This window comes from Rhodanobacter sp. UC4451_H18, from assembly GCF_052978225.1.
In genome coordinates, this window is sequence record NZ_CM129663.1 from 2,640,591 (window position 1) to 2,664,807 (window position 24,217).

Annotated in this window: 22 protein-coding genes; 4 read left to right on the top strand and 18 right to left on the bottom strand. The window is 68.6% G+C overall.

What is annotated here, in order from left to right; translation table 11 throughout:
- Positions 1-2 precede the first annotated feature (2 nt).
- A complete protein-coding gene (locus ACVCMG_RS11955; RefSeq protein WP_395120480.1) occupies positions 3-605 on the bottom strand; it encodes a GNAT family N-acetyltransferase in 603 nt (200 codons plus the stop codon).
- Positions 606-609: 4 nt separating this feature from the next.
- A complete protein-coding gene (locus ACVCMG_RS11960) occupies positions 610-816 on the bottom strand; it encodes a YdcH family protein (protein ID WP_395120478.1) in 207 nt (68 codons plus the stop codon).
- A gap of 263 nt (positions 817-1,079) precedes the next feature.
- Between ACVCMG_RS11960 and ACVCMG_RS11965 the strand changes: the two genes are divergently transcribed.
- The 3 genes from ACVCMG_RS11965 to ACVCMG_RS11975 all read left to right on the top strand — a co-directional run bounded on the left by ACVCMG_RS11965 (position 1,080) and on the right by ACVCMG_RS11975 (position 4,232).
- Positions 1,080-2,282: an amino acid aminotransferase gene (locus tag ACVCMG_RS11965; RefSeq protein WP_447114218.1), complete on the top strand. Its 1,203-nt coding sequence runs from the start codon at positions 1,080-1,082 to the stop codon at positions 2,280-2,282.
- A gap of 129 nt (positions 2,283-2,411) precedes the next feature.
- Positions 2,412-3,329: a recombination-associated protein RdgC gene (locus ACVCMG_RS11970; RefSeq protein WP_447114219.1), complete on the top strand. Its 918-nt coding sequence runs from the start codon at positions 2,412-2,414 to the stop codon at positions 3,327-3,329.
- Between the two features lie 132 nt (positions 3,330-3,461).
- Positions 3,462-4,232 carry a M48 family metallopeptidase gene (locus tag ACVCMG_RS11975; protein WP_136259214.1) on the top strand — a complete coding sequence of 257 codons (771 nt, stop codon included), beginning with the start codon at positions 3,462-3,464 and terminating at the stop codon, positions 4,230-4,232.
- Between the two features lie 16 nt (positions 4,233-4,248).
- On the opposite strand, the gene ACVCMG_RS11980 is transcribed toward ACVCMG_RS11975, so the two are convergent.
- From ACVCMG_RS11980 to ACVCMG_RS12025, 10 genes are all read right to left on the bottom strand, one after another.
- The gene (locus tag ACVCMG_RS11980; protein WP_246031171.1) at positions 4,249-4,638 is read right to left on the bottom strand and encodes a YciI family protein; all 390 of its coding nucleotides are present in this window, start codon (positions 4,636-4,638) and stop codon (positions 4,249-4,251) included.
- A gap of 45 nt (positions 4,639-4,683) precedes the next feature.
- On the bottom strand, positions 4,684-5,229 hold the full coding sequence (locus ACVCMG_RS11985) for a sterol desaturase family protein (RefSeq protein WP_246031170.1): 546 nt from the start codon (positions 5,227-5,229) through the stop codon (positions 4,684-4,686).
- A gap of 183 nt (positions 5,230-5,412) precedes the next feature.
- Complete coding sequence (locus ACVCMG_RS11990) at positions 5,413-6,351, bottom strand: alpha/beta fold hydrolase (RefSeq protein ID WP_447115416.1); 939 nt, start codon at positions 6,349-6,351, stop codon at positions 5,413-5,415.
- 44 nt (positions 6,352-6,395) lie between these two features.
- Complete coding sequence (locus ACVCMG_RS11995) at positions 6,396-8,267, bottom strand: M1 family metallopeptidase (RefSeq protein ID WP_447114220.1); 1,872 nt, start codon at positions 8,265-8,267, stop codon at positions 6,396-6,398.
- 73 nt (positions 8,268-8,340) lie between these two features.
- The gene (locus tag ACVCMG_RS12000) at positions 8,341-8,982 is read right to left on the bottom strand and encodes a glutathione S-transferase family protein (protein WP_447114221.1); all 642 of its coding nucleotides are present in this window, start codon (positions 8,980-8,982) and stop codon (positions 8,341-8,343) included.
- A gap of 101 nt (positions 8,983-9,083) precedes the next feature.
- Positions 9,084-10,037 carry a prolyl aminopeptidase gene (gene pip, locus ACVCMG_RS12005; protein ID WP_395120464.1) on the bottom strand — a complete coding sequence of 318 codons (954 nt, stop codon included), beginning with the start codon at positions 10,035-10,037 and terminating at the stop codon, positions 9,084-9,086.
- A gap of 21 nt (positions 10,038-10,058) precedes the next feature.
- The gene (acpA, locus tag ACVCMG_RS12010; protein WP_447114222.1) at positions 10,059-11,753 is read right to left on the bottom strand and encodes an acid phosphatase; all 1,695 of its coding nucleotides are present in this window, start codon (positions 11,751-11,753) and stop codon (positions 10,059-10,061) included.
- Between the two features lie 16 nt (positions 11,754-11,769).
- A complete protein-coding gene (locus ACVCMG_RS12015; protein ID WP_447114223.1) occupies positions 11,770-13,323 on the bottom strand; it encodes a S10 family peptidase in 1,554 nt (517 codons plus the stop codon).
- A gap of 16 nt (positions 13,324-13,339) precedes the next feature.
- Positions 13,340-14,908 carry a S10 family peptidase gene (locus tag ACVCMG_RS12020; protein ID WP_447114224.1) on the bottom strand — a complete coding sequence of 523 codons (1,569 nt, stop codon included), beginning with the start codon at positions 14,906-14,908 and terminating at the stop codon, positions 13,340-13,342.
- Between the two features lie 95 nt (positions 14,909-15,003).
- Complete coding sequence (locus ACVCMG_RS12025; protein ID WP_395121273.1) at positions 15,004-15,531, bottom strand: Lrp/AsnC family transcriptional regulator; 528 nt, start codon at positions 15,529-15,531, stop codon at positions 15,004-15,006.
- Between the two features lie 103 nt (positions 15,532-15,634).
- Here ACVCMG_RS12025 and ACVCMG_RS12030 point away from each other — a divergent pair, with 103 nt between their 5' ends.
- Positions 15,635-16,564, top strand: coding sequence for a DMT family transporter (locus ACVCMG_RS12030; protein WP_447114225.1), 930 nt, complete (start codon positions 15,635-15,637; stop codon positions 16,562-16,564).
- A 16-nt stretch (positions 16,565-16,580) separates the two neighbouring features.
- On the opposite strand, the gene ACVCMG_RS12035 is transcribed toward ACVCMG_RS12030, so the two are convergent.
- From ACVCMG_RS12035 to ACVCMG_RS12060, 6 genes are all read right to left on the bottom strand, one after another.
- Positions 16,581-17,210: a hypothetical protein gene (locus tag ACVCMG_RS12035; protein ID WP_395120456.1), complete on the bottom strand. Its 630-nt coding sequence runs from the start codon at positions 17,208-17,210 to the stop codon at positions 16,581-16,583.
- A complete protein-coding gene (locus tag ACVCMG_RS12040; protein WP_136259712.1) occupies positions 17,210-17,476 on the bottom strand; it encodes a DUF2249 domain-containing protein in 267 nt (88 codons plus the stop codon). Before ACVCMG_RS12040 ends, ACVCMG_RS12035 begins: the two co-directional genes overlap by 1 nt.
- Positions 17,477-17,675: 199 nt before the next feature.
- Positions 17,676-18,443: a bifunctional demethylmenaquinone methyltransferase/2-methoxy-6-polyprenyl-1,4-benzoquinol methylase UbiE gene (ubiE, locus tag ACVCMG_RS12045; protein ID WP_447101462.1), complete on the bottom strand. Its 768-nt coding sequence runs from the start codon at positions 18,441-18,443 to the stop codon at positions 17,676-17,678.
- 215 nt (positions 18,444-18,658) lie between these two features.
- Positions 18,659-20,017 (bottom strand): amidohydrolase family protein, encoded by a 1,359-nt coding sequence (locus ACVCMG_RS12050; RefSeq protein ID WP_447114226.1) that lies wholly within the window; start codon positions 20,015-20,017, stop codon positions 18,659-18,661.
- 31 nt (positions 20,018-20,048) lie between these two features.
- Complete coding sequence (plsB, locus tag ACVCMG_RS12055) at positions 20,049-22,697, bottom strand: glycerol-3-phosphate 1-O-acyltransferase PlsB (RefSeq protein WP_447106909.1); 2,649 nt, start codon at positions 22,695-22,697, stop codon at positions 20,049-20,051.
- Positions 22,698-23,025: 328 nt separating this feature from the next.
- Positions 23,026-23,910: a 5'-nucleotidase, lipoprotein e(P4) family gene (locus tag ACVCMG_RS12060; RefSeq protein WP_395120449.1), complete on the bottom strand. Its 885-nt coding sequence runs from the start codon at positions 23,908-23,910 to the stop codon at positions 23,026-23,028.
- Between the last annotated feature and the right edge of the window lie 307 nt (positions 23,911-24,217).

A 24,217-nucleotide genomic window follows, 5' to 3' on the forward strand; every position in this document is an offset into this window, starting at 1 on the left:
GCCTATCGGTTCGAGGCGAGCCGGTTCAGCCGCATGTCCAGCCAGTTGGCGACGTTGCCCCATTCCTCGGCGAGGATGCTGAAGCACACCGTGTCGCGCAGGCTGCCGTCGGTGCGGCGGCGGTGCGCGCGCAGCACGCCTTCGCGTTGCGCGCCGAGGCGCTCGATCGCGCGCTGCGAATCCTCGTTCAGCACGTCGGTGTGGAACGCGACGGCCGCGCAGCCCAGGGTCTCGAACGCATGCTCAAGCAGCAACCGCTTGCAGGCGGTGTTGAGGTGGCTCTTCTGCCAGCGTTTCGCGTACCAGGTGTAGCCGATGGCCAGGCGCGGCACGGCGGCGTCGATCTCGTAATAGCGCGTGCTGCCGACGATGTCGCCGCCGTGCGCCTCGCGCACGGCGAACGGCAGCATGTGGCCTTCGCGCTGGCCTTGCAGCGCCTTCGCCACGTAATCGCCCGCCTGGCCCGGTGGCGGCACGCTGGTGACGGCGAGGTTCCACAGCTCGCCGTCGGCGGCGGCGGTTTCCAGCGCGGGCGCGTGTTCCGGCGTCAGCGGCTCCAGCACGACGTACTCGTCGTGCAGGCGGATCGGGGCGAACAGGGTCATGGGCTCAGGCGTCGAGGTCGGGGATCAGCTTGCTTTCCAGCCGCGCGATATGGTCCTTCAGCAGCAGCTTGCGCTTCTTGAGCCGGGTCAGCTGCAGTTCGTCGCGGCCGATGGCGTGGGCCAGTTCGTCGATCGCCACGTCGAGATCGCGATGTTCCAGCTTGAGCTCGGCAAGCAGGTGGGCGATTTCGGCGTGATCCTGGATCGGCATGGGAATGGCCAAACGTGTGACGTACCGCCCATTTTAGCGCGCTGGTGGCGCTGCGCCAGCGGTAATCGCCACGGATCACGCGGCGGCTCCGCGCGCTGCCGTGGGCGGCGGTTGCGGCCCGCCCGCCGCTGCGGTGGCCGGCCGGCTCTTGCTATAGTCGGCGGTGTTTCGCGCCGTTCTCCCGTGCGTCGCGCCGCCATGCCGGAGAAAGCCGTCCATCGACGGCCCCGGCGCGTGCCTTCCCCACCCATCGAGTACCGATCGTGTCCTTCTTTGCCCCCGTTGAAATGGCCCCTGGCGATCCGATCCTGGGCCTCACCGAAACCTATCTGGCGGACGCGCGGCCGCACAAGATCAACCTCGGCGTGGGCATCTACGTGGACGAGCAGGGGCGCATTCCGCTGCTGCCCACCGTGCACGAGGTGGAGCTGGCGCTGGCTGCGGCGGCGAAGCCGCGCGGCTACCTGCCGATCGACGGCCTCGCCGCGTACAACCGGCTGACCCAGCAGCTGGTGTTCGGCGAACGGTCGCCGCTGCTGGCGGCCGGCCGCGTGGCCACCGCGCAGACCATCGGCGGCAGCGCCGCGCTGCGCGTGGCGGCGGACCTGCTCAGGCAGGTGGCCGGTGCAAACGCGAAGGTCGCGATCAGCAACCCCAGCTGGGGCAACCATCACGTGGTGTTCCGCACCGCCGGCTTCGAACTGCTGGAGTACCGCTACTACGACGCGGCCAGCCACGGCCTGGATTTCGCCGGCATGCTGGAAGATCTGGGCCGGATGGAACCCGGCACCGTGGTGCTGCTGCATGCGTGCTGCCACAACCCCACCGGCGTGGATCTGGATGCCGCGCAGTGGGCGCAACTGGTCGAATTGCTGCGCGAGCGCAAGCTGCTGCCGTTCGTCGACATGGCCTATCAGGGTTTCGACCGCGGCACCGAACAGGATGCCACCGCGGTGCGCGTGCTGGCGGACTCCGGCATCGAGGCGTTCGTGGTCGCCAACTCGTACTCCAAGTCGTTCTCGCTGTACGGCGAGCGCGTGGGCGCGCTGTCGATGGTCGGCGCCGATCGCGACGAGGCGGCGCGGCTGCAGTCGAAGATCAAGCAGGTGATCCGCACGATCTATTCCAGCCCGTCCACCCACGGCGCCGCGCTGGTCGCCGGCGTGCTCGGCAGCGCCGAGCTGCGCGCGCGCTGGGAGCAGGAGCTGGGCGGCATGCGTTCGCGCATCCACGCCATGCGCGCCGGCTTCGTCGAGAAGCTGGCCGCGCTCGGCGCGCCGGATTTCGGCTTCATCAACAAGCAGGCCGGCATGTTCTCCTACTCCGGCCTGAGCAAGGCGCAGGTGCGCCGGCTGCGCGACGAGTACGCGATCTACGCGCTCGACAGCGGGCGCATTTGCGTGGCCGCGTTGAACCACGCCAACCTCGACACGGTGGCGGCGGCGGTGGCTGCCGTCTGCCGCTGATACCCATGACCATCGTCCCGGCGAAAGCCGGGATCCAGTGCCGTTGACCACGTCGAGGCGCTGGATCCCGGCTTTCGTCGGAACGACGGCGAAACTACCTGTTTCCCGCAACACTGACCCGGATACCGAATGTTCTTCCGCAACCTCACCCTGTTCCGTTTTTCCCCCGCCGTCGCCACCGATCTCGACCGCCTCGATGAGGCCTTGGCCGAGCATCGGCTGCGCCCCTGCGGTCCGCTGGAGATGTTCACCAAGGGCTTCGTGCCGCCGGTCGGCCGCGGCGAGGGCGAGCCGCTCACCCATGCGGTGAAGCAGTCCACCCTGTTCACCGTCGGCGGCGAGGACAAGCTGCTGCCCGCCGCCGTCATCAATGACGAGCTGCAGCGCAAGGTGCGGAAGATCGCCGAGGAGGAAGGCCGCAAGGTCGGCGGCCGCGAGCGCAAGCGGATCAAGGAGGACCTGCTCAACGAGCTGCTGCCGCGCGCGTTCGTGCGGCAGTCGCGCATGTCCGCCTACGTCGACAAGAAGCATGGCTGGCTGGTGCTGGACACCTCCAGCCGCAAGTCGGCCGAGACCGCGCTGAGCCAGGTGCGCGAGGCGCTGGGCAGCTTCCCGGCGGTGCCGCTGGCGCCGGAAGAGGGCCCGCGCGTGCTGATGACCGACTGGCTGGCCACCGGCAACCTGCCGGCCGGGCTGGCGCTGGGCGACGAATGCGAACTGCGCGATCCGGCCACCGCCACCGGCGCCATCGCGCGCTGCCGCCGGCAGGACCTGGACGCCGAGGAGGTCAAGGAGCATCTGCGCAACGGCAAGCAGGTGTTCCTGCTGGGGCTGACCTTCGACGACCGCATCAGCTTCGTGCTGGGCGAGGACCTGGTCATCCGCAAGCTGAAGTTCCTCGACGTGGTGATGGACGAGCTGGGCGACAGCCAGCAGGACGCCCACGCCGAAATGGACGCCAGCTTCGCCCTGCTGACGCTGGAACTGGCGCGGTTGCTGGCGAAACTGGAGGAGTGGTTCGGTCTGCCGCGTCCCACTGACGGCTGAGATTTGGCCCCGGCCGGGGCGGCCCACCGGCATGACGCCCGGCCCTTGCGCCGGAGCGCCGGCTTGCCGGCATACTGTCTGTCCGGACTCGCCACGCCGACCGCGCATGGCGTACCGGATGGACGGCAGGACATGACGCAGCATCTCGAAGGCGACTGGCTGGAACTGGCGATGGAAGGCGGCAACACCATCCGGGTGTTGAAGGCTGCCCATCCGCGTGCGCGGCGCTTGCGCCTCACCGTCACGCCCAAGGGCGCGCGGGTGTCGTACCCGCGCGGCACGCATCCGGCCCAGGTCAGCGCGTTCCTGCGCAGCCACGCACACTGGCTGGAGCAGAAGCTCGATGAGCTGAACCTGATCGTCAAGCCGCTGCCGCCGCTGCGCATCGGCCATGCCTGCCACTTTCCGCTGCGCGGCGAACTGGCGGAACTGGACTGGTCCGAGGGCGCCTATCCGAAGATCGAGGCGCATGCGCGCGGCCTGACCCTGGTGGTGCCGCGCCCGCACAGCCGCGCCTTGCCGATCGCCCGCGGCCTGCTCGCCTCTCATCTGGAGTTGCTGATCCGTCGCGACGTGTCGCGCTGGATGGCCGTCCACGTGCCGCAACTGGGCCTGGCGCCGACCTCGCTGCGCATCCGTCCGATGAAGAGCCTGTGGGGCAGCCTGGACACGCGCGACCGCATCAATCTCGACCTCGCGCTGGCGCTGGCACCGGCGGCGGCGTTGCGCTACGTGCTGGTCCACGAGCTGTGCCACCTGCGCGTGCGCAACCACTCGCCGCGCTTCTGGGCGCTGGTGGAAACGCTCTATCCCGACTGGCGCGAACAACGCGACTGGCTGCGCCAGCACGGCGCCATCCTCAAGGCCGAACTCGACCGGCTGGTCGCCGACGTGGCCGATTGAGCGGCGCGGCGCCGGCTCAGGCGTCGGCTTTCTTCCAGCTTTGCGGTGTCTCGCTGGTGACCATCGCCACGCTGGAGCGCGCCGGATCCAGCGCGCGCACTTCCAGCGTCAGGCCGAAGGCGAGGCAGGGGTTTTCCGCGGCGATCGCGGCGGCCTCCTCCAGCGTGTCGGCCACGATGAACCAGTAGCCGCCGATCAGCTCCTTGGATTCGCTGAAGGGCCCGTCGGTGATGGCAGTCCGGGAGATCAGCTTGCCGCGGTTCGCCAGGCGGCTGCCCGGCTTGAGTCGCCCCTGCGCCAGGCCTTCTTCGTACCAGGCGTAGAAGCGGTCGATGGTGTCCTGCACGGCGTCCTTGTCGGCGCCTTCGTCCCATTGTCCGCGCGAGATCAGCAGGTACTCGTTCATGGGCATGGAACCTGGCCTCTCGGTAGGGGCGCGGTGCCGCGCCGGTCAGACTGCCTTGCGCGGCTGGCGCACGTAGCGGGTGCGCAGCAGGATGTCCCACAGCGGCGTGGTGACGCCGAAGTTGGTGTCCGGATGGTAGTGGTGCACGTGGTGGGCGCCGGCCCAGCGGCGCAGCAGCGGCTGCTTGAAGCGCACGTGGTGGATGATGAAGTGGACCAGGCCGTAGACGATGTAACCGAGCGTGATCGAGCCGGCCAGCAGCAGCGCGAAGCCGAACGGCATCAGCACGACCAGCACCGCGGTGAGCGCAATCAGCACCATCGCCGGCAGGAAGAACGGCAGCGAGTCGTAGCCGAGCGGGCGCTCGTGGTGCATGCGGTGGCCCTGCTCGAACAGCGGGATGCGGGTGTGGAACATCCAGCGGTGGAAGAAGTACTCGATGAAGCTGAAGGCGAACAGGCCCAGCGCGATCGCGCCCGCGGCCAGCCAGGGGCCGCCGTCGAGATGGCGCCAGCCGACGGCCAGCAGCCATGCGCCCAGCGCCGTGTCCAGCACCAGCTCGGTCCAGTAGTTGGTCCGCGTGGTGGACATCCGCGCAATCGCGTCCACGCCTGAATGCATGAGGTTTCGCATCATCGCTGCACGTTCTTCCCTGGCGCGCTGCCGGTTTGCAGGCCCATATCCCCATTCTCCCACGTTGGCAACAACAAACCACGTTACTTTTGTCGGTCACGGCTGAGCGCAGCCTGAGCGGCTTGGTTCGCGCCGCCTGCGTCAGTGGGAGAGCGCGAAACCGGTGAGTATCTGTGCAGTGGTGTCCGGCTTCTCCAGCATCGGCATGTGATTGCACCCGCTGATGGTGCTGGTGCTGATCGCACTGGCCGCGGTCAACCCGTTGCGCAGGCTGTCCAGCGCCGAGATGTCGGTGATCCTGTCGTCGTGGCACCACACGCCCAGCACCGGCATGGTCAGCCGGCCCAGCCGCTGCTGCAACGCCAGCGGCTGCGCGTGCACGGCCTGGAACGTGCGCTGGATGAAGTCGTGGTCGCGCCGGTTGCGCTCGACCAGCACGTCGACGAAGCGGCCGGGCAGGCCGGGCGGCTGCGCAAACTCCAGCGCGGTCAGTCGCGCGTAACCGGCGCGGTCGTCGAACAGGTACGGGTTGTGGCCGGCGCGCAGTTGGCGGGCAAAGTCGTTCTCGCCGGCCTTGAGGCCAAACGCGTCGAGCAGGGCCAGCCCGGCCACGTGCTGCGGCTGGTCGGCGGCGTACGCGGCGGCGATCGCCGCGCCGGTATCGTGGCCCGCCAGCATGAAGCGCGGCAGCCGCAGCGCCTGCACGAAGTCCGCCAGCCGCGCGGCCTGCGCCTCGATGTCGTAGTTGCCCTGCGGCGAGCGCGAGGATTCGCCCCAACCGGGCAGGTCGGGGATGACCAGGTGGAAGTGCGCGCTCAGCAACGCCGCCACCGGCAGCCAGACGTCCTTGTCGCCGCCAAAACCGTGCAGCAGCACGATGGTCGGGCCTTCGCCGCCTTCGTAGTACGACCAGCGGGTGTCGCCGACCTGCACGCTGTGGGATTCCAGCCTGGCCGCCATCGCCTCGCGCAGGTGCCCGGCGCGCATCAGCCACTGCGGCGCGAACAGGTAGCTGCCGCCCAGCACGATGGCCAGCAGCGCCACCAGCCAGGCGAGAAATTTAAGCCGTCGCCGCAGCATGCGCTTCCACAGCGGCGTGGCCGCGCCGGTGGCCGGGGTCGGGCTCACTCGGACTTGTCCGCCTGCTTCGGCTGCTTCGCCTTGGCGAAGATGCCCTCCACCACCTGCTGGGTCAGCGGGTGGTAGCCGGCCTTGGCCTTGGCGTAGACCTGCTCGGCGAAGGCGAGTCCCTCCGGTGTCTTCACCAGCGCCTTGTACAGCGGGGTGGTGAGGTAGATGCGGCCGATCCGGGTCATGTGCTCGGCGGCGGCATCCCACACCGCCTTGTCACCGGCGGCGATCGCGTGGCTGTACCAGCGCATGCCGATCTCGGCGTTCGGCGTGCCGGTGAGGTGCCAGGCGGCGTCCAGCTCGCGCATCTTGTCCAGCGCCGGCGCGTCGGGCAGGCGGTCGAGGAAGTACATCCATTCCTGCGTGTTCCAGCCCTTGGCGTCGAGCTTGTCGGCGGCCAGCGTACCGGCGAGGAACTCGGTGCGCTCCCTGTCGATCGCATCGAAGCGCGGCGATTCCGGCAGCGGCGCGTCCTTGGGGATGCCGCTGCCATAGACCCACTCGCGCACCTCGGCCCAGCTCATCTTGCCGGGGTACTTCTCGATCAGGTTCGGCTTCATGTAGTCGAGCATCTGCTCGGTGGTGATGCTGTGCCAGGCGAAGTGGGCGAAGTAGCCCTTCAGGTAGGCGTCGAAATCTTCGCGGCCGAAGCGCTGCTCCAGCGTGCGCAGGAACCACGAGCCCTTGTCGTAGGCCACGTCGGACAGCGAGTCGTCGGCGCCCACGCCGCGCGGGTCCGGCGCCAGCTTCTGCGCGTTCTCGGCCATGCCGCCGATGCTCTTCTGCAGCGCGCGCGCCGACAGCAAGGCCTCCTCGTCGGCCTGGCTCTTGCCGTACACCGCCTCGGTGATGCGGCCCTGCACGTAGGTGGTGAAACCCTCGTTGAGCCAGATGTCGCGCCACGCCGCGGCGGTGACCAGGTTGCCCGACCATGAGTGCGCCAGCTCGTGCGACACCAGCGAGACCAGGCTCTTGTCGCCAACCAGCACGGTCGGCGTGGCGAAGGTCATGTTCGGATTTTCCATGCCGCCGAACGGGAACGACGGCGGCAGCACCAGGATGTTGTAGCGGCCCCAGGCGTACGGGCCGTACAGCTTTTCGGTGGCCTCGATCAGTTTCTCGGTGTCCTCGAACTCGTGCGCGGCCTTGGCCACCACCGAGGGTTCCGCGTAGACGGCCGAGCGCGGCCCGGTTTCCTTCACCGCGATGTCGCCGGCGGCAATCGCCAGCAGGTAGGACGGGATCGGATGCGGCTGGTCGAAGCGGAAGTCGCCGTCCAGCGGATGCTGCGCGTCGTTGAGCGCGCTCATCACCACGCGGATGTTCTTCGGCGCGCTGACGTGCGCGTCGTAGGTGAAGCGGATCGCCGGCGAATCCTGCAGCGGCACCCACGAGCGCGCATGGATCGATTCGGACTGCGAGAACATGAACGGCGCCTGCTTGTCCTTGGTCTGCGCCGGGGTCAGCCACTGCAGGCCCGACGCGGTGGGCGCCGTGCGGTAGACGATGCGCACCTGCGCCGGGTGCTTCGGCGCGGCGATGGTGAGCTTGCTGCCCAGCTCCTTGTCGCGCGGCGCCAGCGCATATTTCAGCGGCGTGGCCTTGCCGTCGGCCGCCAGCGCCTCGACCTTGGCGATCTTCAGGTCGCGCGTGTCCAGCACCAGCGATTGCGCCTGCGGATTGCGCCAATCCAGCTTCAGCGTCGCCTCGCCCGCGAGTTGCTGGTGCGGGAAGTCGATGTCGAGGTCGAGATCCAGATGCGTCACCCGCACCTGGTCGGGCTGGGCGTAGGAGTTCGGGTCGTTGGCCTGGGCGGCCACCGGCAACAGCAGCGTACCGAAGGCAAGTAGCGGGAACAGACGCATGGGCGGGAGGTCTCTCGGGCCGGGAAACTCCGAGTATGCCACCGCCCCGGCGGGTGTCGCCTGTGACAGAAGCTCAGGGCAGCTCGCGCACCGAATGCGGGTCGCTCGCGTAGGGATGCATGGTGGCGAGAAAGCCCGGCTGCGCCGCCACCCGGGCGATCCAGGCGCGGATCGCGGGATATCCGTCCAGCGCGAAGCCCGCCTCGTCGGCGCGGCTGCCATAGGCAAACAGCGCGATGTCGGCGATGGTGTAACGGTCGCCGGCGATGAAGTCGCGCGCCGACAGCTCGCGCTCCAGGATCTCCAGCGTGCGCGCCGCGGCCTGGCGCTTGGCTTCGACCAGCGCGGGCGGACGGCGCACCAGCTTGCCGGTCAGCGTCCAGTGGCGCAGCGCGCCGAGCACCGACTCCACCCGCTCCTGCTCGAAATGCAGCCACTGCTGCACCTTGGCGCGGCCGAACGCATCACCCGGCACGTACGGCGTGCCGTCAGCCAGGTACATCAGGATCGCGTTCGATTCCGCCAGCGTGCGGCCGTCGTCCAGCTCGATCGCCGGCACCGTGCCGGTCGGGCTGACGCGCAGGTAGCTTTCGCTGCGCCCCTCGCCCTCGAAGATGCTGACCTCCAGCGTGCGATACGGCCGGCCGAGATGATGCAGCAGCTGGCGCACTTTCCAGGCGTTCTGCGAAGGCAGGTAGTCGTAGAGGGTCAGCATCGGCAACTCCATCGAGGTGAGGCGCGCATTCTGGCGTCACCGCGCCGGGCGCGCCATCCGCTTCTTGCGCCGACGCGGTTCCGGTCCGAAACGGCCTGTCGTCAGCAGTACCGATCGGCCAGCGCGTCAGTGGCCTCGACCAGGCGGTCGACGATGGCCGGGTCGGCCGCGCTGTGGCCGGCGAGCACGAAGTGCAGGGTCGCTTCGGGCCAGGCCTGGGCGAGGTCCCAGGCGCTGACGGCGGGGCAGATGATGTCGTAGCGGCCGTGCACGATGGTGGCCGGCAGGTGGCGGATGCGCGGCACGTCGCGCAGCAGCTGGTCCGGTTCGAGGAACAGCGCGTGACGGAAGTAGTGGGCTTCCATCAGCGCCAGGCTGACTGCGTGATGCGGGTCTTCGAAGATGCCGCCGGCGTCGGGGTCGTGCACCAGGGTGGTGCTGCCGCCTTCCCACGCGCTCCACGCCTGCGCTGCGGCGAGGCGGGTGGCTTCGTCGGTGCTGTTCAGGCGCTGCCAGTAGGCGTCCAGCATCTCGCCGCGTTCGTCGCTCGGGATGAAATCGCGGAAGCGCGCCCAGCGTTCGGGGAAGATCTGCCGTGCGCCGCCATCGACTTCGTTGAACCAGCGCAATTCCTGCGGCCGGCCGAGGAAGATGCCGCGCAGCACGATGCCCAGGCAGTGCTGCGGGTGGGCCTGGCTGTACGCCAGCGCCAGGGTCGAACCCCAGGAGCCGCCGAACACCACCCAGTGCTCGATGCCCAGGAAGGCGCGGATGCGCTCGATGTCGGCGACCAGGTGCGTGGTGGTGTTGTCGGTGAGTTCGGCGAACGGGGTGGACTGCCCGCAGCCGCGCTGGTCGAACAGCACGATGCGGTAGCGCGCCGGATCGAAGAAGCGACGGTGATAGGTCGACAGGCCGGCGCCCGGTCCGCCGTGCAGGAAGATCACCGGCAGGCCCAGCGGGTTGCCGCACTCCTCCACGTGCAGCGTGTGCAGCGCATCCACGGGGAGGCGATGGGTCTGGTACGGCTCGATCTCCGGGTACAGTTCGCGCATGGTCGGTGTTTCCTGCGGGGGTCAGGCGCTGGCGAACTGCAGCGCGGCGGTGAGGTCGCCCGGCGGCGGGCCGCCGGCGGCGATCATCGATGCATCGCGCAGCTTCAGTCCGGGCAGCAGCTTGAGGTCGAAACGGCGGGTGAGGAAACGCAGGATCGAGCCGGTGTCGTAGATCGTGTGGTCGACGAAGCCCCGCTTCGCGTGTGGCGAGATCACCAGCGCCGGCACGCGCGTGCCCGGGCCCCAGCGATCGCCTTTCGGCGGCGCCACGTGATCCCACCAGCCGCCGTTCTCGTCCACCGTGAGCACCACCAGCATGTTCGGCCACTGCGGACTGCGCTGCAGCGCCTCGACCACTTGCGCCAGGTGCTCGTCGCCGGCATCGAGGCTGGCGTAGCCGGCGTGCATGTTGAGATTGCCTTGCGGCTTGTAGAACGTCACCGGCGGCAATTGGCCGGCTTCGACCGCGGCAATGAAATGGTTGCTGTCGGCGCGGCTGCCGGTGCCGGCGTCGCGCAGATGCTGCGCACGCGCCGCCGTGCCCGGGGCGAACTGGCGGAAGTAGTTGAGCGGCTGGTGGTGCGGCTGGAAATCCGGCACCTGCGGAAACTCGTTGTGGTCGCCTTCGCCCTTGCCGTCGAGCGCCAGCTGCCAGGCGCCGGCATACCAGGCCCAGTCGATACCGGCTTGCGACAGCACGTCGCCGATGGTCAGGTGGCTCTGCGCGGGCAGCGTGTTCGGGCTGGTCGCATCCGCCAGCCGCGGATCGCGCGGGTCATGGCTGAAGCCCGGCGCATAGGCCGGCCCCATGGTGTTGACCGCCCAGAAGTCCGGCGTCATGGCATCGCGCGAGGCCCATTCCGGGCGACCCTGCATCGCGCTCGCCGGAGAGCCTTCGGCGAACTTCGGCAGGATGCCGGTGGGGTCGTCACCCTGCACCTGGGCGATCTGCAGTTTCGCCGGGCTCTGGTCGGCGTGCGGGAAGTACGGCGGCTGCGCGGCGACCAGGTACTGGTGGTTGAGGAACGAGCCGCCGAATGCGCCCATGAAAAAGTTGTCGCACAAGGTGTACTGCCGCGCCAGCTGCCACAGGCGCAGGCTGCGGGCCGTGTCGGCGTAGTGGCCCATCGGCATCGCGCCGGTGTTGCTCCAGGCCACGAAGCCGTCGTTGCGGCCGCCGTTGATCTGCAGCTGGTTTTCGTAGAAGCGGTGCACCAGGTCGCGGGTGATCACGCCGTGCGGCAGCAGCTCGCCATCGGGCGTGCGCAGCGCGAAAGGCCGGTTGGGCAAACCGGTGATGGCCTGCTCGTCGATGAGGTAGCGGCGCCCGCCGACCACCTGCTCGCGCGGCACCATGCCGCTCCACACCGGCGGCAGCGTGGTGAGCAGACTGCCGTCGCGGTCGCGCTGGCGGTACTCGGGCGAGTCGAGCGCCTTGAGCGGTTGCGCCAGGCCGTGGAAGCCGGCGAACAGGTTGTTGAAGCTGCGGTTCTCCGCGTACAGCACCACCACGTGCTGGATATGCTGCCGCAGCAGCGCGTCGAGCGCAGCTTGATCTCCCGTCGGCGCACTGGCGTGGCGTGCGTCGTCGATGCGACAGCCGCCCAGCGTCGCGGCCGCACCCGCCAGCGCGATGCCGCCCAGCACGCGGCGCCGGGCAGGGTCGCGGGGTGCGTTCTCGTCGGCGTCGGGCGGTGCGCTCGGCTTGTCCGTCATGGCTGGGGAGACTCCGTCAGGGCCGCGGTGCGGCCTCGTCGTAGAAGCGCGCCAGATCCGCCTTCACTTGCTTCAAGGCGTCGACATCGAAGTAGATCATGTGACCGGACGGATAGAAACCGTACTCGATGTTCTTGCTGATCGCCGGGTCCAGGCTGAGGTGGCCCAGGTCGAACTCGGTGGCGTAGAACGGCGTGGCCAGGTCGTAGTAGCCGTTGGCGGAAAAGACCTTCAGATGCGGGTTGCGCCGCATCGTGTCGGCCAGGTCACTGCCCACGTACGGCGCCTGCGGGAAGCGCTGGTGCTCGCGCTTCCAGTCCCAGTTGCGGTTGATGACGCCGTAGTTGTTGGGCAGGTAGGCGTGGTCGCCGGTGTAGTTCAGGGCGCTGGTGGCGTACTGGTTGAAGGCGGCCAGGTAGGCGCCGGTGGCGGCATCGCTGGCGGCGTCGCCGTCGGGCGTCTCGCCGGCGGCATCCGGGTCGATGCCTTCGAAACGGCCGTCCAGACGTCCAACCGTGCGGCGCTGGTCGCGCAGCAGCTCCTTGCGGAAGCGGCTGGGGTCGATGCGCAGGTTGGCCTGCTTGATGTACGTCGTCGACAGGCCGGTGTACTGGCTCAGCTGTGTGGCGATGCGGTCGGCCTCGGCCGGCGTGATCGCGTCGCCCCTGGCCAGTGCCAGGGTGTAGTCGGTGCTGGCGAACTGGCGCACGGCGGCGATGAAGCCGGCCAGGTCGGCGGGCTTGTTCGGTACCTTGTTGTGGTACCAGGCGATCGCGGCCTCGGTCGGCAGGTTGACGATGTAGCCGTGGTCGACACCGGTGTTGGCCCACACGCTGAAGTCCAGGATCGAGGACATCAGCACGATGCCGTTGAGCTCCATGCCTTCGTCCTGCAATTGCTTGGCCAGCACCGCCGAGCGGGTGGTGCCGTAGCTCTCGCCGAACAGGAACTTCGGCGAGTTCCAGCGGTGGTTGTCGCCGACGTAGCGGGTGATGAACTTCGCGAACGCGTCGGCATCCTGATCGATGCCGTAGAAGTCCTTGCCCTTGGCCGCGCCGACCAGCTGCGAATAGCCGGTGCCGGGCGCGTCGATGAAGACCAGGTCGGACTTGTCGAGCAGGCTGTATTCGTTCGGCACCGTGCTGTACGGCGGCGGCGGGATCGGCTGGTCGCCCGCGTTGGCCACCCGTACCGGCCCGACCGAACCCATGTGCAGCCACATGCTGGAGGAGCCGGGGCCGCCGTTGAACAGGAAGGTGACCGGCCGCTGCGCGGCCTTGCCGTCGCCGACGGTGTAGGCCACGTAGAACATGCTGACCGTGGGCTGGCCCTTGTCGTCCTTGATCAGCAAGGTGCCGGCGGTGGCCTTGTAGGCCACGTTGCGGCCATCGATGCGCACGCTGTGCGAGGTCACCACCTTGCGTTCGGGCGGGATCGGCAGAGTGTCCTTCTTGGCGTCCTTGTCGGCCTGGGACTTGCTGTCGTGCGGGTTGCTGTCGGCCGCATGCAGCGGGGCGGCAAGGCCGATGGCCAGGACGAAGGCGAGCGGGGCGATGAGGGAATGGCGCATGGCGAGAGGCTCCGTATCAGCGCTGCGGCGCGGCAAGGTCGTAGAAGCGGGCGAGATCGTGCTTGAGCTGCTGCAGCGCCTCGGTGTTGAGATAGATCATGTGCCCGGAAGGGTAGTAAGCGAACGACAGATTGCCGCGCAGCGAAGGGTCCAGGTTCATGTGCGCCAGGTCGTACTCGGTGATGAAGAACGGCGTGGCGAAATCGTAGTAACCGTTGAGCGAGAGCACCTTGAGGTTCGGATTGGTGCGCATCGCGTGCGCCAGGTCGCCGGCCACGTACGGCAGCGGCAGCGCGCGGCGCATGCCCGGGACGGCGTGCTTCCAGTCCCAGCCCTGGATGATCTTGCTGTAGGTGGGGCGGTAGTCGAGCTGGCTCGGGTAGTCGAGCTGGTCGGCAAGATAGTCGTGGAAGGCGCTGACGAAGGCGCCGCTGATGCCGGTGTCGGAGGGGTCGTACTCCGGCGTTTCGCCGGCGGCATCGGGGTCGGTGCCGGTGAAGCGGGCGTCGTAGCGGCCCAGGATGAGGCGCTGGTCGCGCAGCAGTTCCTTGCGGAAGCGGCTGGGGCTCACGCGCAGGTTCGCCTGCTTGATGTATTGCACCGGCAGGCCGGTGAAGCCGGCCATCTGCGTGGCGATCGCGTCGAACTGTGCGGCGGGCAGATCCTGCCCCAGTGCCAGCGCGGAGGCGTACGGGCCACGCGCCCAGGCGCGGGCCTGGTCGACGAAGGCCTCCAGCTCGGCCGGCTTGTTCGGGCCGCTCTTGGAAGGCACTTTGTCGTGGTACCACGCGGCGGCGGCGAAGCTGGGCAGGTAGCCGACGTAGCTCTCGTCGTAGCCCGGCATGCGGATCGCGTAGTTGAGGATCGAGGACATCAGGATCACGCCGTTGAAGGCCATGCCCTTGTCCTGCAGCGCGTCGACCAGCGCGGCCGACCGGGTGGTGCCGTAGCTCTCGCCGTACAGGAACTTGGGCGAGTTCCAGCGCCGGTTGAGCGTGACGTAGCGCTCGATCGCGCGGCTGAAGGCGGAAATGTCCTGGTCCACGCCCCAGAAGTCCTTGCCGGTGGCCTTGCCCAGCGGGCGCGAATAACCGGCGCCGACGGCGTCGATGAAGACCAGGTCGGTCTTGTCGAGCAGGCTGTCGCCGTTGGCCACCAGGTGGTACGGCGCCGGCGCGGTGGCCTGCGGGCTGGCCGTCTCGATGCGCACCGGGCCGAGCGAGCCCATGTGCAGCCACACGCTGGAGGAACCCGGGCCGCCGTTGTAGAGGAAGGTCAGCGGGCGCTGCGAGGGCTTGCCGTCGTCGACGGTGTAGGCGACGTAGAACACGCTGGCCTGCGGCTGCTGCTTGTCGTCGCGGATGATCACCGTGCCGGCGGTGGCGGTGTACCTGATCGTGCGCCCGCCGATGGCGACGCTGTGCTGCGTGCGCACCGCCGTTTCATGGGCGGGGATGCGCGGATCGGTGCTGTCGTGGGTGGCGCTGGATGACGCGTTGGCCGGCGCCGCGTCGGCGGCATGGGCGGCGGGCAGGCCGGCGAGCGCGATGGCACTGGCCAGCAATAGCGAAGCGAGGCGGCGCATGGGGTTCCCCTGAGTTCGAGCAGCGTTCGAGTATGCGACGCCGTGTCGATGCGCGACCGTGACAAAAGTACTGGTCGCCCCGCGCGACCGGTGGATCAGTCGCCCGACATCGCCATCGCCGCGTTCCACATCGCGCGGGTCAGGGGCCGGTTCTCGTGCGGCGTCTGCAGCACGATCAGGGTGGTGGTGCTGTTGCTGGCGCCGGTCTTGAGCAGGCGGTCGAGCACCGACTCGAGGTGGCCGGTGGACATCGCCACCACGTGCAGCAGGGCCGAGTCCTCGCCGGCCAGGCGGCGGCATTCGAGCACCTCGGGAATGTCCTCGACCAGGCTGCCGATGCGCGCGCAGGTGGCCCCGTCGCAGCGCAGGCGCACCATCGCGCTCAGCGCATAACCGAGCCGGCGCGGGTTGACCGTGGCGTGGTAGCCGCTGATCACGCCGGCATCCTCCAGTCGCCGCACGCGTTCGGCCACTGCGGGCGCGGACAGGCGCACCAGCCGGCCGAGTTCGGCGAAACCGAGTCGCGCATCGCGCTGCAGCGCCTCCAGCAATTGCCAGTCCTTGCCGTCCAGTGCGGATCGGCCATCGGTCGGTTTCGATTCCAAGGTGACAACCTCTTTCATCATTTCGATCAGCGGCGAAACATCGCGATTCCGCCGCGATGCATTATTCACCGGCGACATCGCCAGGACTAGGATGCGCGCTTCCCCGCCGGAGAATCCCCCCATGGATACCGCTCAACGTCTCGATGGCCGTGCCCTGCTCGCCATCGCGATCGCCCTGCTCACCTGGTCGTCGGCGTATGCCGCGATCGCCTATGCATTGCCCGCGTTCACGCCGGGCGAGGTGGCGTTCGCGCGGCTGCTGATCGGCTCGCTGTGCTTCGCCGTGCTGCTTTGGATCAGGCGCGTGCCATTGCCGGCGCTGCGCGACTGGCCGCAACTGGCCCTGCTCGGCGTGCTTGGCCTGACCGTGTATCACCTGTGCCTGAACTACGCCGAGACGCGCATCGCCAGCGGCACCGCCTCGATCCTGATCTCGCTGGTGCCGGCGGCCACGGCGGCGGTGTCGGCGCTGTGGATCGGCGAACGGCTGGCCGCACGCACGTGGCTCGGGCTGGCGGTGGCCCTGCTCGGCACGGTGCTGGTGGTATTCGCCAGCGGACAGCGCGTGGAGGTCGATCCGCACGCCTTGCTGGTGCTGGTGTGCGTGGCCGTCTCGGCGGTCTTCTTCGTCGGCCAGAAGGCGCTGTTCTCGCGCAGCAGCATGGTCGGGGTCACCGCGTTCGCGATGTTCGCCGGCACGCTCGGCGCGTTGCCGTTCGGCTGGCATCTGCCGCAGGCGCTGGCAGCGGCCTCGTGGCCGCACATCGGCGCGCTGCTGGGGCTGGGCATCGCGCCGACCTTCGTCGGTTACCTGGCCTGGAATCTGGCGGTGAACCGCTCATCGGCCTCGCAGGTCAGCAGCTTCATCTACCTGTCGCCGCCGATTGCGCTGCTGATCGGCTGGCTGTGGCTGCACGAGGTGCCCGAGGTGCTGGTGCTGGTCGGTGGTGCGATCACCATCGGCGGCGTGGTGCTGGCCAACGCACGGCGGCGGCCAGCGCCGCCGGCAGCCAGCCCGGCGCTGCCGGTGTCCTCGTGCGAGCAGTCGTGAGGACGACCGGCGCGCTTCAGTGCATCGGTGGGTGGTCGAGCCGGGTCAGCCGGATCACGTCCGGGTCATCGGCGTGTTCCAGCAGCAGGCATTGCACGCGCTCCTGCCATGCCCGACCGAATGCCGCGCGCTGTTCCGCGCTGGCCGCCGGATCGAGTGCGCCGCCGAGCAGCGGACGCAGGTTGGCCGGTGCGGGCACGCTCGAGAGATCCAGCTCCACCGCCACGCTCGCGCCGGTGTCGCGCCGGCGGACCCGCACGGCGGCGTGCTCGGCCGTGTCGGCATAGCTCAGCAGCGACTCGCGCGCGTAGCGTCCGGCAATGCCGTGAAAGCCGTTGGCGCCGGCCGCCCCGGTGATCAGGGTAAAGACCTGGCCGATCACGCCGTTGACGCCCTCGCTCTCCGGCCCCGGTATGAGCACCTCGACGCCCCCGCGCTCGGCGGGGCCGTCCGGGTACAGCGCGTGCAGCGCGGCACGCGCCATCAGGTACGCGCCGGCGACGGTGGGGCAGGAGTGTCCGGCCAGCCGCACCGCGTCGATATAGCGGTAGTCGAGCAGGCCGTCGTCGGCCGCACCCAGGAACGCCGCCAGCGGATCGCGCATCGGGATCGGCGGCGCCTGGTCGAAGAAAGCCGGGGTGCCCATCACTCGTCCGGCAAGCCGGTGATGCCGAAGTCGATCACGATGGCACCGGGCTCGCGCTGGCGGTAGGCCACGGTGAGGTTGTCGCCGAGGCGATCACGCAATTGCGCGATCAGCGGCAGCGGGTCGTGGTCGTTGACGAAGCGCATGGTTTCGCCCGAACGCAGCACGCCGATCGCGCCGAAGATCGCGGAATGGCGGAAACGGCGGGCCACGCCGCGGGCATCGAACAGGTGGGTGTTGGGCTCGGTCTCGATATCGAGGGGCATGACGGGACTCATGGTGGGAAAGACCGCCCCAACATACGCCGTCGATGGCCATCGGCCACTGACCTGGATCAGGCGCAAACCCCGTGGCGCGCGATGCTCAGAGCCGGCGAAAAAAACCACTTCCTGGGGTTTTCTTCCATCGCGAGTCCGGTACAGGCCCGGACTCGCTCGCATGAGCAGTCACTTGCTTGACTGCTTCTCAGAACTTGTACGCGCGGTGGATCGCCACGATGCCGTTGGTCAGGTTGCGCACCTCGACCTTGCCGAAGCCGGCGCGCTCCATCATGCCCTTGAGCGTCTGCTGGTCCGGGTGCTTGCGGATCGATTCGGCCAGGTACCGGTAGCTGTCGGCATCACCGGCGAACAGCTGGCCCAGACGCGGCAGGACCTTGAAGGAGTGGAAGTCGTAGAGCTTGCCGAACGCCTCGCTCTGCACTTTCGAGAACTCCAGCACCAGCAGCCGGCCGCCGGGCTTGAGCACGCGGCAGATGTCGGCCAGCGCCTGATCCTTGTCGGTGACGTTGCGCAGGCCAAAGGCCATGGTCACCGCGTCGAAGGAGTTGTCGGGGAAGGGCAGCCGTTCGGCGTTGAGCTGGGCCCAGCGCAGCCCGGCGACCAGGCCGCGGTCGGTGAGCCGGTCGCGGCCGACGTCGAGCATGGCTGCGTTGATGTCGCCGACTACCACCTCGCCCGTCTCGCCCACTACCGGATGGAGCAGCGCGGCGATGTCGCCGGTGCCGCCGGCCAGGTCCAGCACGCGGTCGCCGCGGCGCACGCCGCTGGTCGCCACGAAATGGCGCTTCCACAACCGGTGCGTGCCGAACGACATCAGGTCATTCATCAGGTCGTAGCTGCGTGCGACCGAGGTGAACACCTGGCCGACCAGCTTCTGTTTCTCGCCCACCGGCACGTCGCGGAAGCCGAAGTGGGTGGTGGATGCGGGCGGGGACTTCGGCTGCTCGTTCATCCCTGCAATGCTACAGCAAGCCCTGGCGCCTCAATTGGATAACGCGCCTCTTGCTTTCGCCTCCTCTCCCTCCGGGGAGAGGATTGAGGAGAGGGGCAGGTGCTCGCCAGAACGCATGTCGAGGCGCGATTTTGATGTGGGTCCGGCCTGAGGCGGACCCTCACCCCAACCCTCTCCCGGGGGAAGAGGGGGCAAACGCGAGAGGTGCGGTTACTTTATTGAAGCGTCGGCTCGCCGCTTTTCTTGTAGATCACGCCGTCCTTCATCACGAACTCGACGTGCTGCATGACGGTGATGTCATCGAGCGGATTGCCGGGTACGGCGATCACGTCGGCGCCGCGGCCGACCGCGATGCGGCCGAACTGGTCGGACTTGTGCAGCAGTTCGGCGGCGTGGGTGGTCGCCGCCTGCAGGGCGAACATCGGCGGCATGCCGGCTTGCACCATGTAGGCGAACTCCCTCGCGTTGTCGCCGTGCGGGAACACGCCGGAGTCGGTGCCGAAGGCGATCTTCACGCCGGCCTTGTACGCCTTGCCGGCGGTGGCCATGATCACCGGGCCGACTTCCTCGGCCTTGCGCGCGACCTGCGGCGGATACCAGCCCTCGCGCGCCTTCTCCATCACGAACTGGCCGGCGATGATGGTGGGCACGTACCAGGTGCCGTGCGCCTTCATCAGCTTCATGTCGTCGGCATCCATGAAGGTGCCGTGCTCGATCGAATCGACGCCGCCCAGCACCGCGCGACGGATCGCCTCGGCGCCATGCGCGTGCGCGGCCACGGTGAAGCCGTAGTCGTGCGCAGCGGCGACCACGGCCTGGATTTCCTCCAGCGTCATCTGCGGGTTCTCGGAGCTGGAGCTTTCGTCCAGCACGCCGCCGGAGGGCATGATCTTGATCAGGTCGGCGCCGTCCTTGTAGTGCTGGCGCACGGCCTTCCACGCGTCGGCGGGCGAGTTGATGATGCCGTCCTTGGGACCGGGGTCGCCCTGCAGGTTCCAGCGGAAGCCATTGGTGGGGTCGGCGTGGCCGCCGGTGGTGCCGATGAACTTGCCGGCGCTGAAGATGTGCGGGCCGGGCACCAGGCCGGCGTTGATCGCATTGCGCAGCGCGAGCGAGGCATTGTCGTCGTCGCCGAGGTTGCGCACCGTGGTGAAGCCGGCGAGCAGGGTGCGTTTGGCGTAGACGGTGCCGCGGATGGCGTGGTCGGCCGGATTGAGGCGGAACTTGTCGCTGTAGGTGCTCTTGCTGAACTGCATCGTCAGGTGCGTGTGCGAGTCGATCAGCCCCGGCATGCAGGTGGCATCGGCCAGCCGGGTGAAGCTCACCGTGCCGGCGGCCTGGCGGTACGGCGCGATGTCGACGGTGCCGGGATGGATCTCCTTGATGCGGCCGTCCTCCACTACCAGCGTGGTCTGGCCCAGCATCTTGCCGGCGGCCGGGTCGAGCAGGCGCGCGCATTCGATCACGCTGACGCGGTGGTCGCCGGCATCGGCGCGGGCCGGCGCGTCGGCGCCGGCGGCCAGAGGGAGACATGCCACGAGGGCGGCGAACAACAGGTGGCGAGTCGTGGTCATGGTGGTTCCCCCGGGTGACAGTGTGCTGATCCTACTCGGCGCCTTCGCGGCGCGCGGGCTCCTGTGTTGCAGCGTCGCCCTGGCGGCGGTCGATGCCGGTGCGCCGCTCGTGTTCCTGCTGCTCGGTATCCACGTGGCGCTGGTGCAGGTCGGATGCCGACGCGTCACCGGGCAGCGCCGCGGCCGGCTCGCGATCGCCGCCCGGCGTGATCTTCAGGATCGAGTGGCGCACCTCGCGCGACAGGATCACGCGGGCGTCGCGCACCAGATCCTCCAGCGCGCGGTCGTAGTCGAGCTTGCCGTTCTCGTCGGTCCATACCACCTTGCGTTCGCGCAATTTCTGGATGAAGCCGCGGAACAGCGCCTTGTCGAAGAACTCCGGTGCGGACAATTCGTTGAGCAGGCCCAGCCGCTGTGCGGTGAGCGTGCAGGCATTCTCCAGCTCGCCGCCGGTCAGCGTGTGCGGGCCATTCTTGGCCAGCGCGGCGATGGTGATGTAGTAGCGCTCGAACGCCTGGATCAGGCTGCGCGCGATCACCCGCAGCTGGAAGGCGCTGTCTTCCTGGCCGGCGCTGCGTTCCAGCGAGCGACCATGGTTGGTGGATTCGAGCAGGCCGCGGCGCACCAGGAACTCGATCGTCGCCTTCAGCTGCTCCTTGAAGCCGTCCTCATCCCACGGCAGGAACAGTTCGCCCTGGATGAACGGATACACGATGCCGCCCAGGCGCAGGATCGCGTCACGCGACATGCGCCGGTTGTTGAGGAAGCAGCAGGCGACCCATGCGGCGCTGGCCATCAGGTGCAGCACGTTGTTGCGGAAATAGCTCAGCAGCACGGCCTTTTCGCCGCTGACGGTGAGCACGTCGCCCAGCGGGTGCTGCACCCGCTCGATCCAGCCCATCTGCTCGCCGTAGGCGATGATCGCGGCCGGGTTCATCGGAGTCAGCGTGACGCGGTCGGAGTACGGCAGTTCCTCCAGCAGCGCCTTGCCAAGGTCGAGCTGCACCAGCAGGTCGTTCTCGGCCATCGCGTGCTTGGGCGTGGCCAGCAGGGCCAGCGCCAGCAGGTTGATCGGATTGACGTCGGCGGCGCGGTTGATGTTGACCTGGATCTTCTCGGCCAGCTGGCTGACCACCGAATTGAGCCACTCGGGTTTCGCCTCCGGGTCGAGCCCGGCGCTGCGCCAGTCGCTGCTGGCGGCGTCGAGCAGCGGGGTCAGCTCGATCGGCTCGCCGAAGTTCAGCGCCACGTGGCCGTAGCGCTGGCGCAGCACCTTCAGGCCCTTGAGCAGGCCGAGCAGGGATTCCTTCTCCTTCGGCTTGCCGGAGAGCTCGCCGATGTAGCTGTTGCCCTCCATCAGTTTCTCGTAACCGATGTAGACCGGCTGGAACAGCACCGGCCGGCGCGGCGCGCGCAGGAAGGCGCGCACGGTCATCGACAGCAATCCGCCGCGCGGCGACAGCAGCCGCCCGGTACGCGAGCGGGTGCCCTCGGTGAAGTACTCGATCGGCACGCCGCGGTCGATCAGCTGCGCCATGTATTCCTTGAACACCACCGAGTACAGCGGATTGCCGGTGAAGCTGCGGCGCATGAAGAACGCGCCGCCGCGGCGCAGGATCGGCCCGATCACCGGCAGGTTGAGGTTCACGCCCGCGGCAATGTGCGGCACCACCACGCCGGAGACGTGCAACTGGTAGCTCATCAACAGGTAGTCGGCGTGGCTGCGGTGGCTGGGCACGTAGACCACTTCGTAACCCGGCGCCACCGCGCGGACCTTGTCGAAGTGGTGCATCGCGATGCCGTCGTACAGTTTGTTCCAGAAACTGGACAGCACGAACGATGCCGAACGCACCACCGGATGCGAATAGTCGGCGGCGATCTCCAGCAGCATCTTGTGCGCCTTGCGCCAGGCCTTGGCGTGGCTGGTCTTCTCCTTGGCGGCATTGGCGGCGATCGCCGCACGCACCGGCTCGGCCGCGAGCACCGCGTCGACCACGGTGCGCCGGTGCGACAGGTCCGGCCCGATCACCGCGGCGCGGATGCGCCGGAAGTGGATGCGCAGCACCCGCGCGATCTTGCGCGCGAAGCGCTCCGGTCCGATCTCGCCGGATTCATCCAGCACGCTGCGCAGCGATACCGGCGCGGAGAAGTGCACCACCGTGTCGCGCCCGTTCAGCAGCAGCGCCAGCAGGCGGCCGAAGCGGCCGACCATCACCCAGTTTTCCGAGAACAGCACGCGGAACCAGCCGGTCTCACGGCTGGGTGCGCGGCCGACGTAGATCGCCACCGGCACGACCTGGACGTCCAGGTCGGGCACGCCCTCGAGCGAGCGCACCAGCTGGCGCAGCGGTTCCCCGGCGGCGCGCTTGCGGCTGCGCCCGAACAGCCAGCCGTCGCGGCGGGTCAGGGCGAACACGGAGCGGCGCCGGCGGGTGCCGGCCAGCGGCTGCATCGGGTTGGGCAGGCCGGCCTCGCGGCAGGCGCGCTGCAGGATCAGCGCGTCGGAGAAGCCGTCGCGCTCGATCACGTAGCACACCGGCACGCCCGGTTGCAGCAGCGCCGCCGGCTCGGCGGGGTCGCGGCGGATGCGCACCCAGGGCTGCAGCAACTGCCCGGCCAGGTTGAACCACCAAGGGGCGCGGCGACGTACGGTGGAGTCCACCATTGTGGTATTCGGCATCGGGCCATTCTACCCGGCCGCGTCGTCCAATCCGCGCCGATGGCGGTCGGCGGCGCCGCGGGGGCGGCCATCCGGACCGGTTGCCGGGGGTCCTCGGCCCACGGCGGCAAGGGGTGTGGGCGAGCCTCGTGCCGCATCGCGGCGTGCAGGTCAAAGAAAACCCCGCGGGCCGAGGGCCTCACGGGGCAATCCGGCAGAGCCGGAAGGGAAATGGCCTTGCCCGCAAGGAATCCCCGGCAGGCGTTGGCGGAGCAAATGTTACCGGTTCGTCAAAGTTTAGGCAATACTTTCCATTTGTCTTGCAGAGTCATGATTTTGTTGACGAATATTATTCAGAGCGCAACGCGTCGATCTTCTGTCGCCGGCGTTCCGCCGGTGGCGCGCTCCAGTCATTGTTGAACAGTGCCGGTTCCCATGACCCGTAGGTGGGGTTGGGCAGCACGAACCAGCGCCGGCCGATCCAGTCCATGTAGGGCGCCATGGCGCGGTGGCGACCGGCGGCATTGTTGGCCAGTACCGTCACGAAGTCGCCGATCTGGTCGCCGAACTGCATCAGCACGCGGTACTTGCGGCTGACCAGCTGGCGCCGACAACCCTTCTCCGTGCCGATCTGCTCGCAGCCTTCGACGAAGGTGCCCAGGCCGAGGAAGGCCTCCGGCCCGGACACCGGCAGGCCGGCCTTGCGCAGGTTGGCCAGGGTGGCCTGGTCCAGATCCTTGGCGCGGTTGGAGATGTAGATGACGGCGATGCCATGCCGGGCGGCGAAGCGGGTGAACGCGACTGCGCCGGGCAGCGCGCGGGCGGCCTCCTCCTTGCACCAGGCGGCCCAATCGGCCTCGTTGTACTCGCCGCCGCTTTTGACCAGGCGCGCCTGGTAGGGCGAGTTGTCCAGCACGGTCTCGTCGATGTCCAGCACCACGGCCGGCTTGAGGCCGCGAAGCGGCGCGGCGCGGTCGTCCTTGGCCAGTGCATCCCAGCCTTGGTCCTGCAGGGCGGCCAGCAGGCCCGCTTCGGCATCGCGATAGGTCTGCAGGTAAATCAGGTCGTGCTCGATCGCGGTCTGGGTCCACGCCACGGCATTGAGGTTGTCGTTGGCGGCGACGGTCGCGGGCGCGGCAGGAGAGGAGACGACCTCGGGATGCCGGAGTGGGGTGGCCGCACAACCGGCCAGCAGGGCGAACGCGAGCAGGCTCGCGGGCAAACGAAGTGGCATGCGCGGATCCTTGGGGCGGGGCGACGTGGGCAAGCGCCCGAGTTTACGACAGCCACATGACGGTTTCGGCGGGGCTGGCAGTGGCCGCGGGGTCCCGGGAGGTTGTGGATTTTCAGCCTCTCGGGCCGGCCAGGGCGAGGGCAGGGATGCCCGAGTTGAGGCAACGCTGGGGCGGTTGCCCGATGGCCGGGCATGAAGCGGCAACGCGAGTGACTGCTTCACGTGAGCGAGTCCGGGCGTACCGGATTCGCGATCGGAGATAGCTACGGGAGGTGGTTTTCTTCACAAGCTCTGACAGACTGCCCGC

What these genes read in the sequence shown, in the direction of transcription:
- ACVCMG_RS11955 (WP_395120480.1), bottom strand. Translation starts at nt 605, where the DNA reads ATGACCCTGTTCGCCCCGATCCGCCTGCACGACGAGTACGTCGTGCTG.
- ACVCMG_RS11960 (WP_395120478.1), bottom strand. Translation starts at nt 816, where the DNA reads ATGCCGATCCAGGATCACGCCGAAATCGCCCACCTGCTTGCCGAGCTC.
- ACVCMG_RS11970 (WP_447114219.1), top strand. Translation starts at nt 2,412, where the DNA reads ATGTTCTTCCGCAACCTCACCCTGTTCCGTTTTTCCCCCGCCGTCGCC.
- ACVCMG_RS11975 (WP_136259214.1), top strand. Translation starts at nt 3,462, where the DNA reads ATGACGCAGCATCTCGAAGGCGACTGGCTGGAACTGGCGATGGAAGGC.
- ACVCMG_RS11980 (WP_246031171.1), bottom strand. Translation starts at nt 4,638, where the DNA reads ATGAACGAGTACCTGCTGATCTCGCGCGGACAATGGGACGAAGGCGCC.
- ACVCMG_RS11985 (WP_246031170.1), bottom strand. Translation starts at nt 5,229, where the DNA reads ATGTCCACCACGCGGACCAACTACTGGACCGAGCTGGTGCTGGACACG.
- ACVCMG_RS11990 (WP_447115416.1), bottom strand. Translation starts at nt 6,351, where the DNA reads ATGCTGCGGCGACGGCTTAAATTTCTCGCCTGGCTGGTGGCGCTGCTG.
- ACVCMG_RS11995 (WP_447114220.1), bottom strand. Translation starts at nt 8,267, where the DNA reads ATGCGTCTGTTCCCGCTACTTGCCTTCGGTACGCTGCTGTTGCCGGTG.
- ACVCMG_RS12000 (WP_447114221.1), bottom strand. Translation starts at nt 8,982, where the DNA reads ATGCTGACCCTCTACGACTACCTGCCTTCGCAGAACGCCTGGAAAGTG.
- pip (WP_395120464.1), bottom strand. Translation starts at nt 10,037, where the DNA reads ATGCGCGAACTGTACCCGGAGATCGAGCCGTACCAGACCCATCGCCTC.
- acpA (WP_447114222.1), bottom strand. Translation starts at nt 11,753, where the DNA reads ATGACGGACAAGCCGAGCGCACCGCCCGACGCCGACGAGAACGCACCC.
- ACVCMG_RS12015 (WP_447114223.1), bottom strand. Translation starts at nt 13,323, where the DNA reads ATGCGCCATTCCCTCATCGCCCCGCTCGCCTTCGTCCTGGCCATCGGC.
- ACVCMG_RS12020 (WP_447114224.1), bottom strand. Translation starts at nt 14,908, where the DNA reads ATGCGCCGCCTCGCTTCGCTATTGCTGGCCAGTGCCATCGCGCTCGCC.
- ACVCMG_RS12025 (WP_395121273.1), bottom strand. Translation starts at nt 15,531, where the DNA reads ATGAAAGAGGTTGTCACCTTGGAATCGAAACCGACCGATGGCCGATCC.
- ACVCMG_RS12030 (WP_447114225.1), top strand. Translation starts at nt 15,635, where the DNA reads ATGGATACCGCTCAACGTCTCGATGGCCGTGCCCTGCTCGCCATCGCG.
- ACVCMG_RS12035 (WP_395120456.1), bottom strand. Translation starts at nt 17,210, where the DNA reads ATGGGCACCCCGGCTTTCTTCGACCAGGCGCCGCCGATCCCGATGCGC.
- ACVCMG_RS12040 (WP_136259712.1), bottom strand. Translation starts at nt 17,476, where the DNA reads ATGCCCCTCGATATCGAGACCGAGCCCAACACCCACCTGTTCGATGCC.
- ubiE (WP_447101462.1), bottom strand. Translation starts at nt 18,443, where the DNA reads ATGAACGAGCAGCCGAAGTCCCCGCCCGCATCCACCACCCACTTCGGC.
- ACVCMG_RS12050 (WP_447114226.1), bottom strand. Translation starts at nt 20,017, where the DNA reads ATGACCACGACTCGCCACCTGTTGTTCGCCGCCCTCGTGGCATGTCTC.
- plsB (WP_447106909.1), bottom strand. Translation starts at nt 22,697, where the DNA reads ATGCCGAATACCACAATGGTGGACTCCACCGTACGTCGCCGCGCCCCT.
- ACVCMG_RS12060 (WP_395120449.1), bottom strand. Translation starts at nt 23,910, where the DNA reads ATGCCACTTCGTTTGCCCGCGAGCCTGCTCGCGTTCGCCCTGCTGGCC.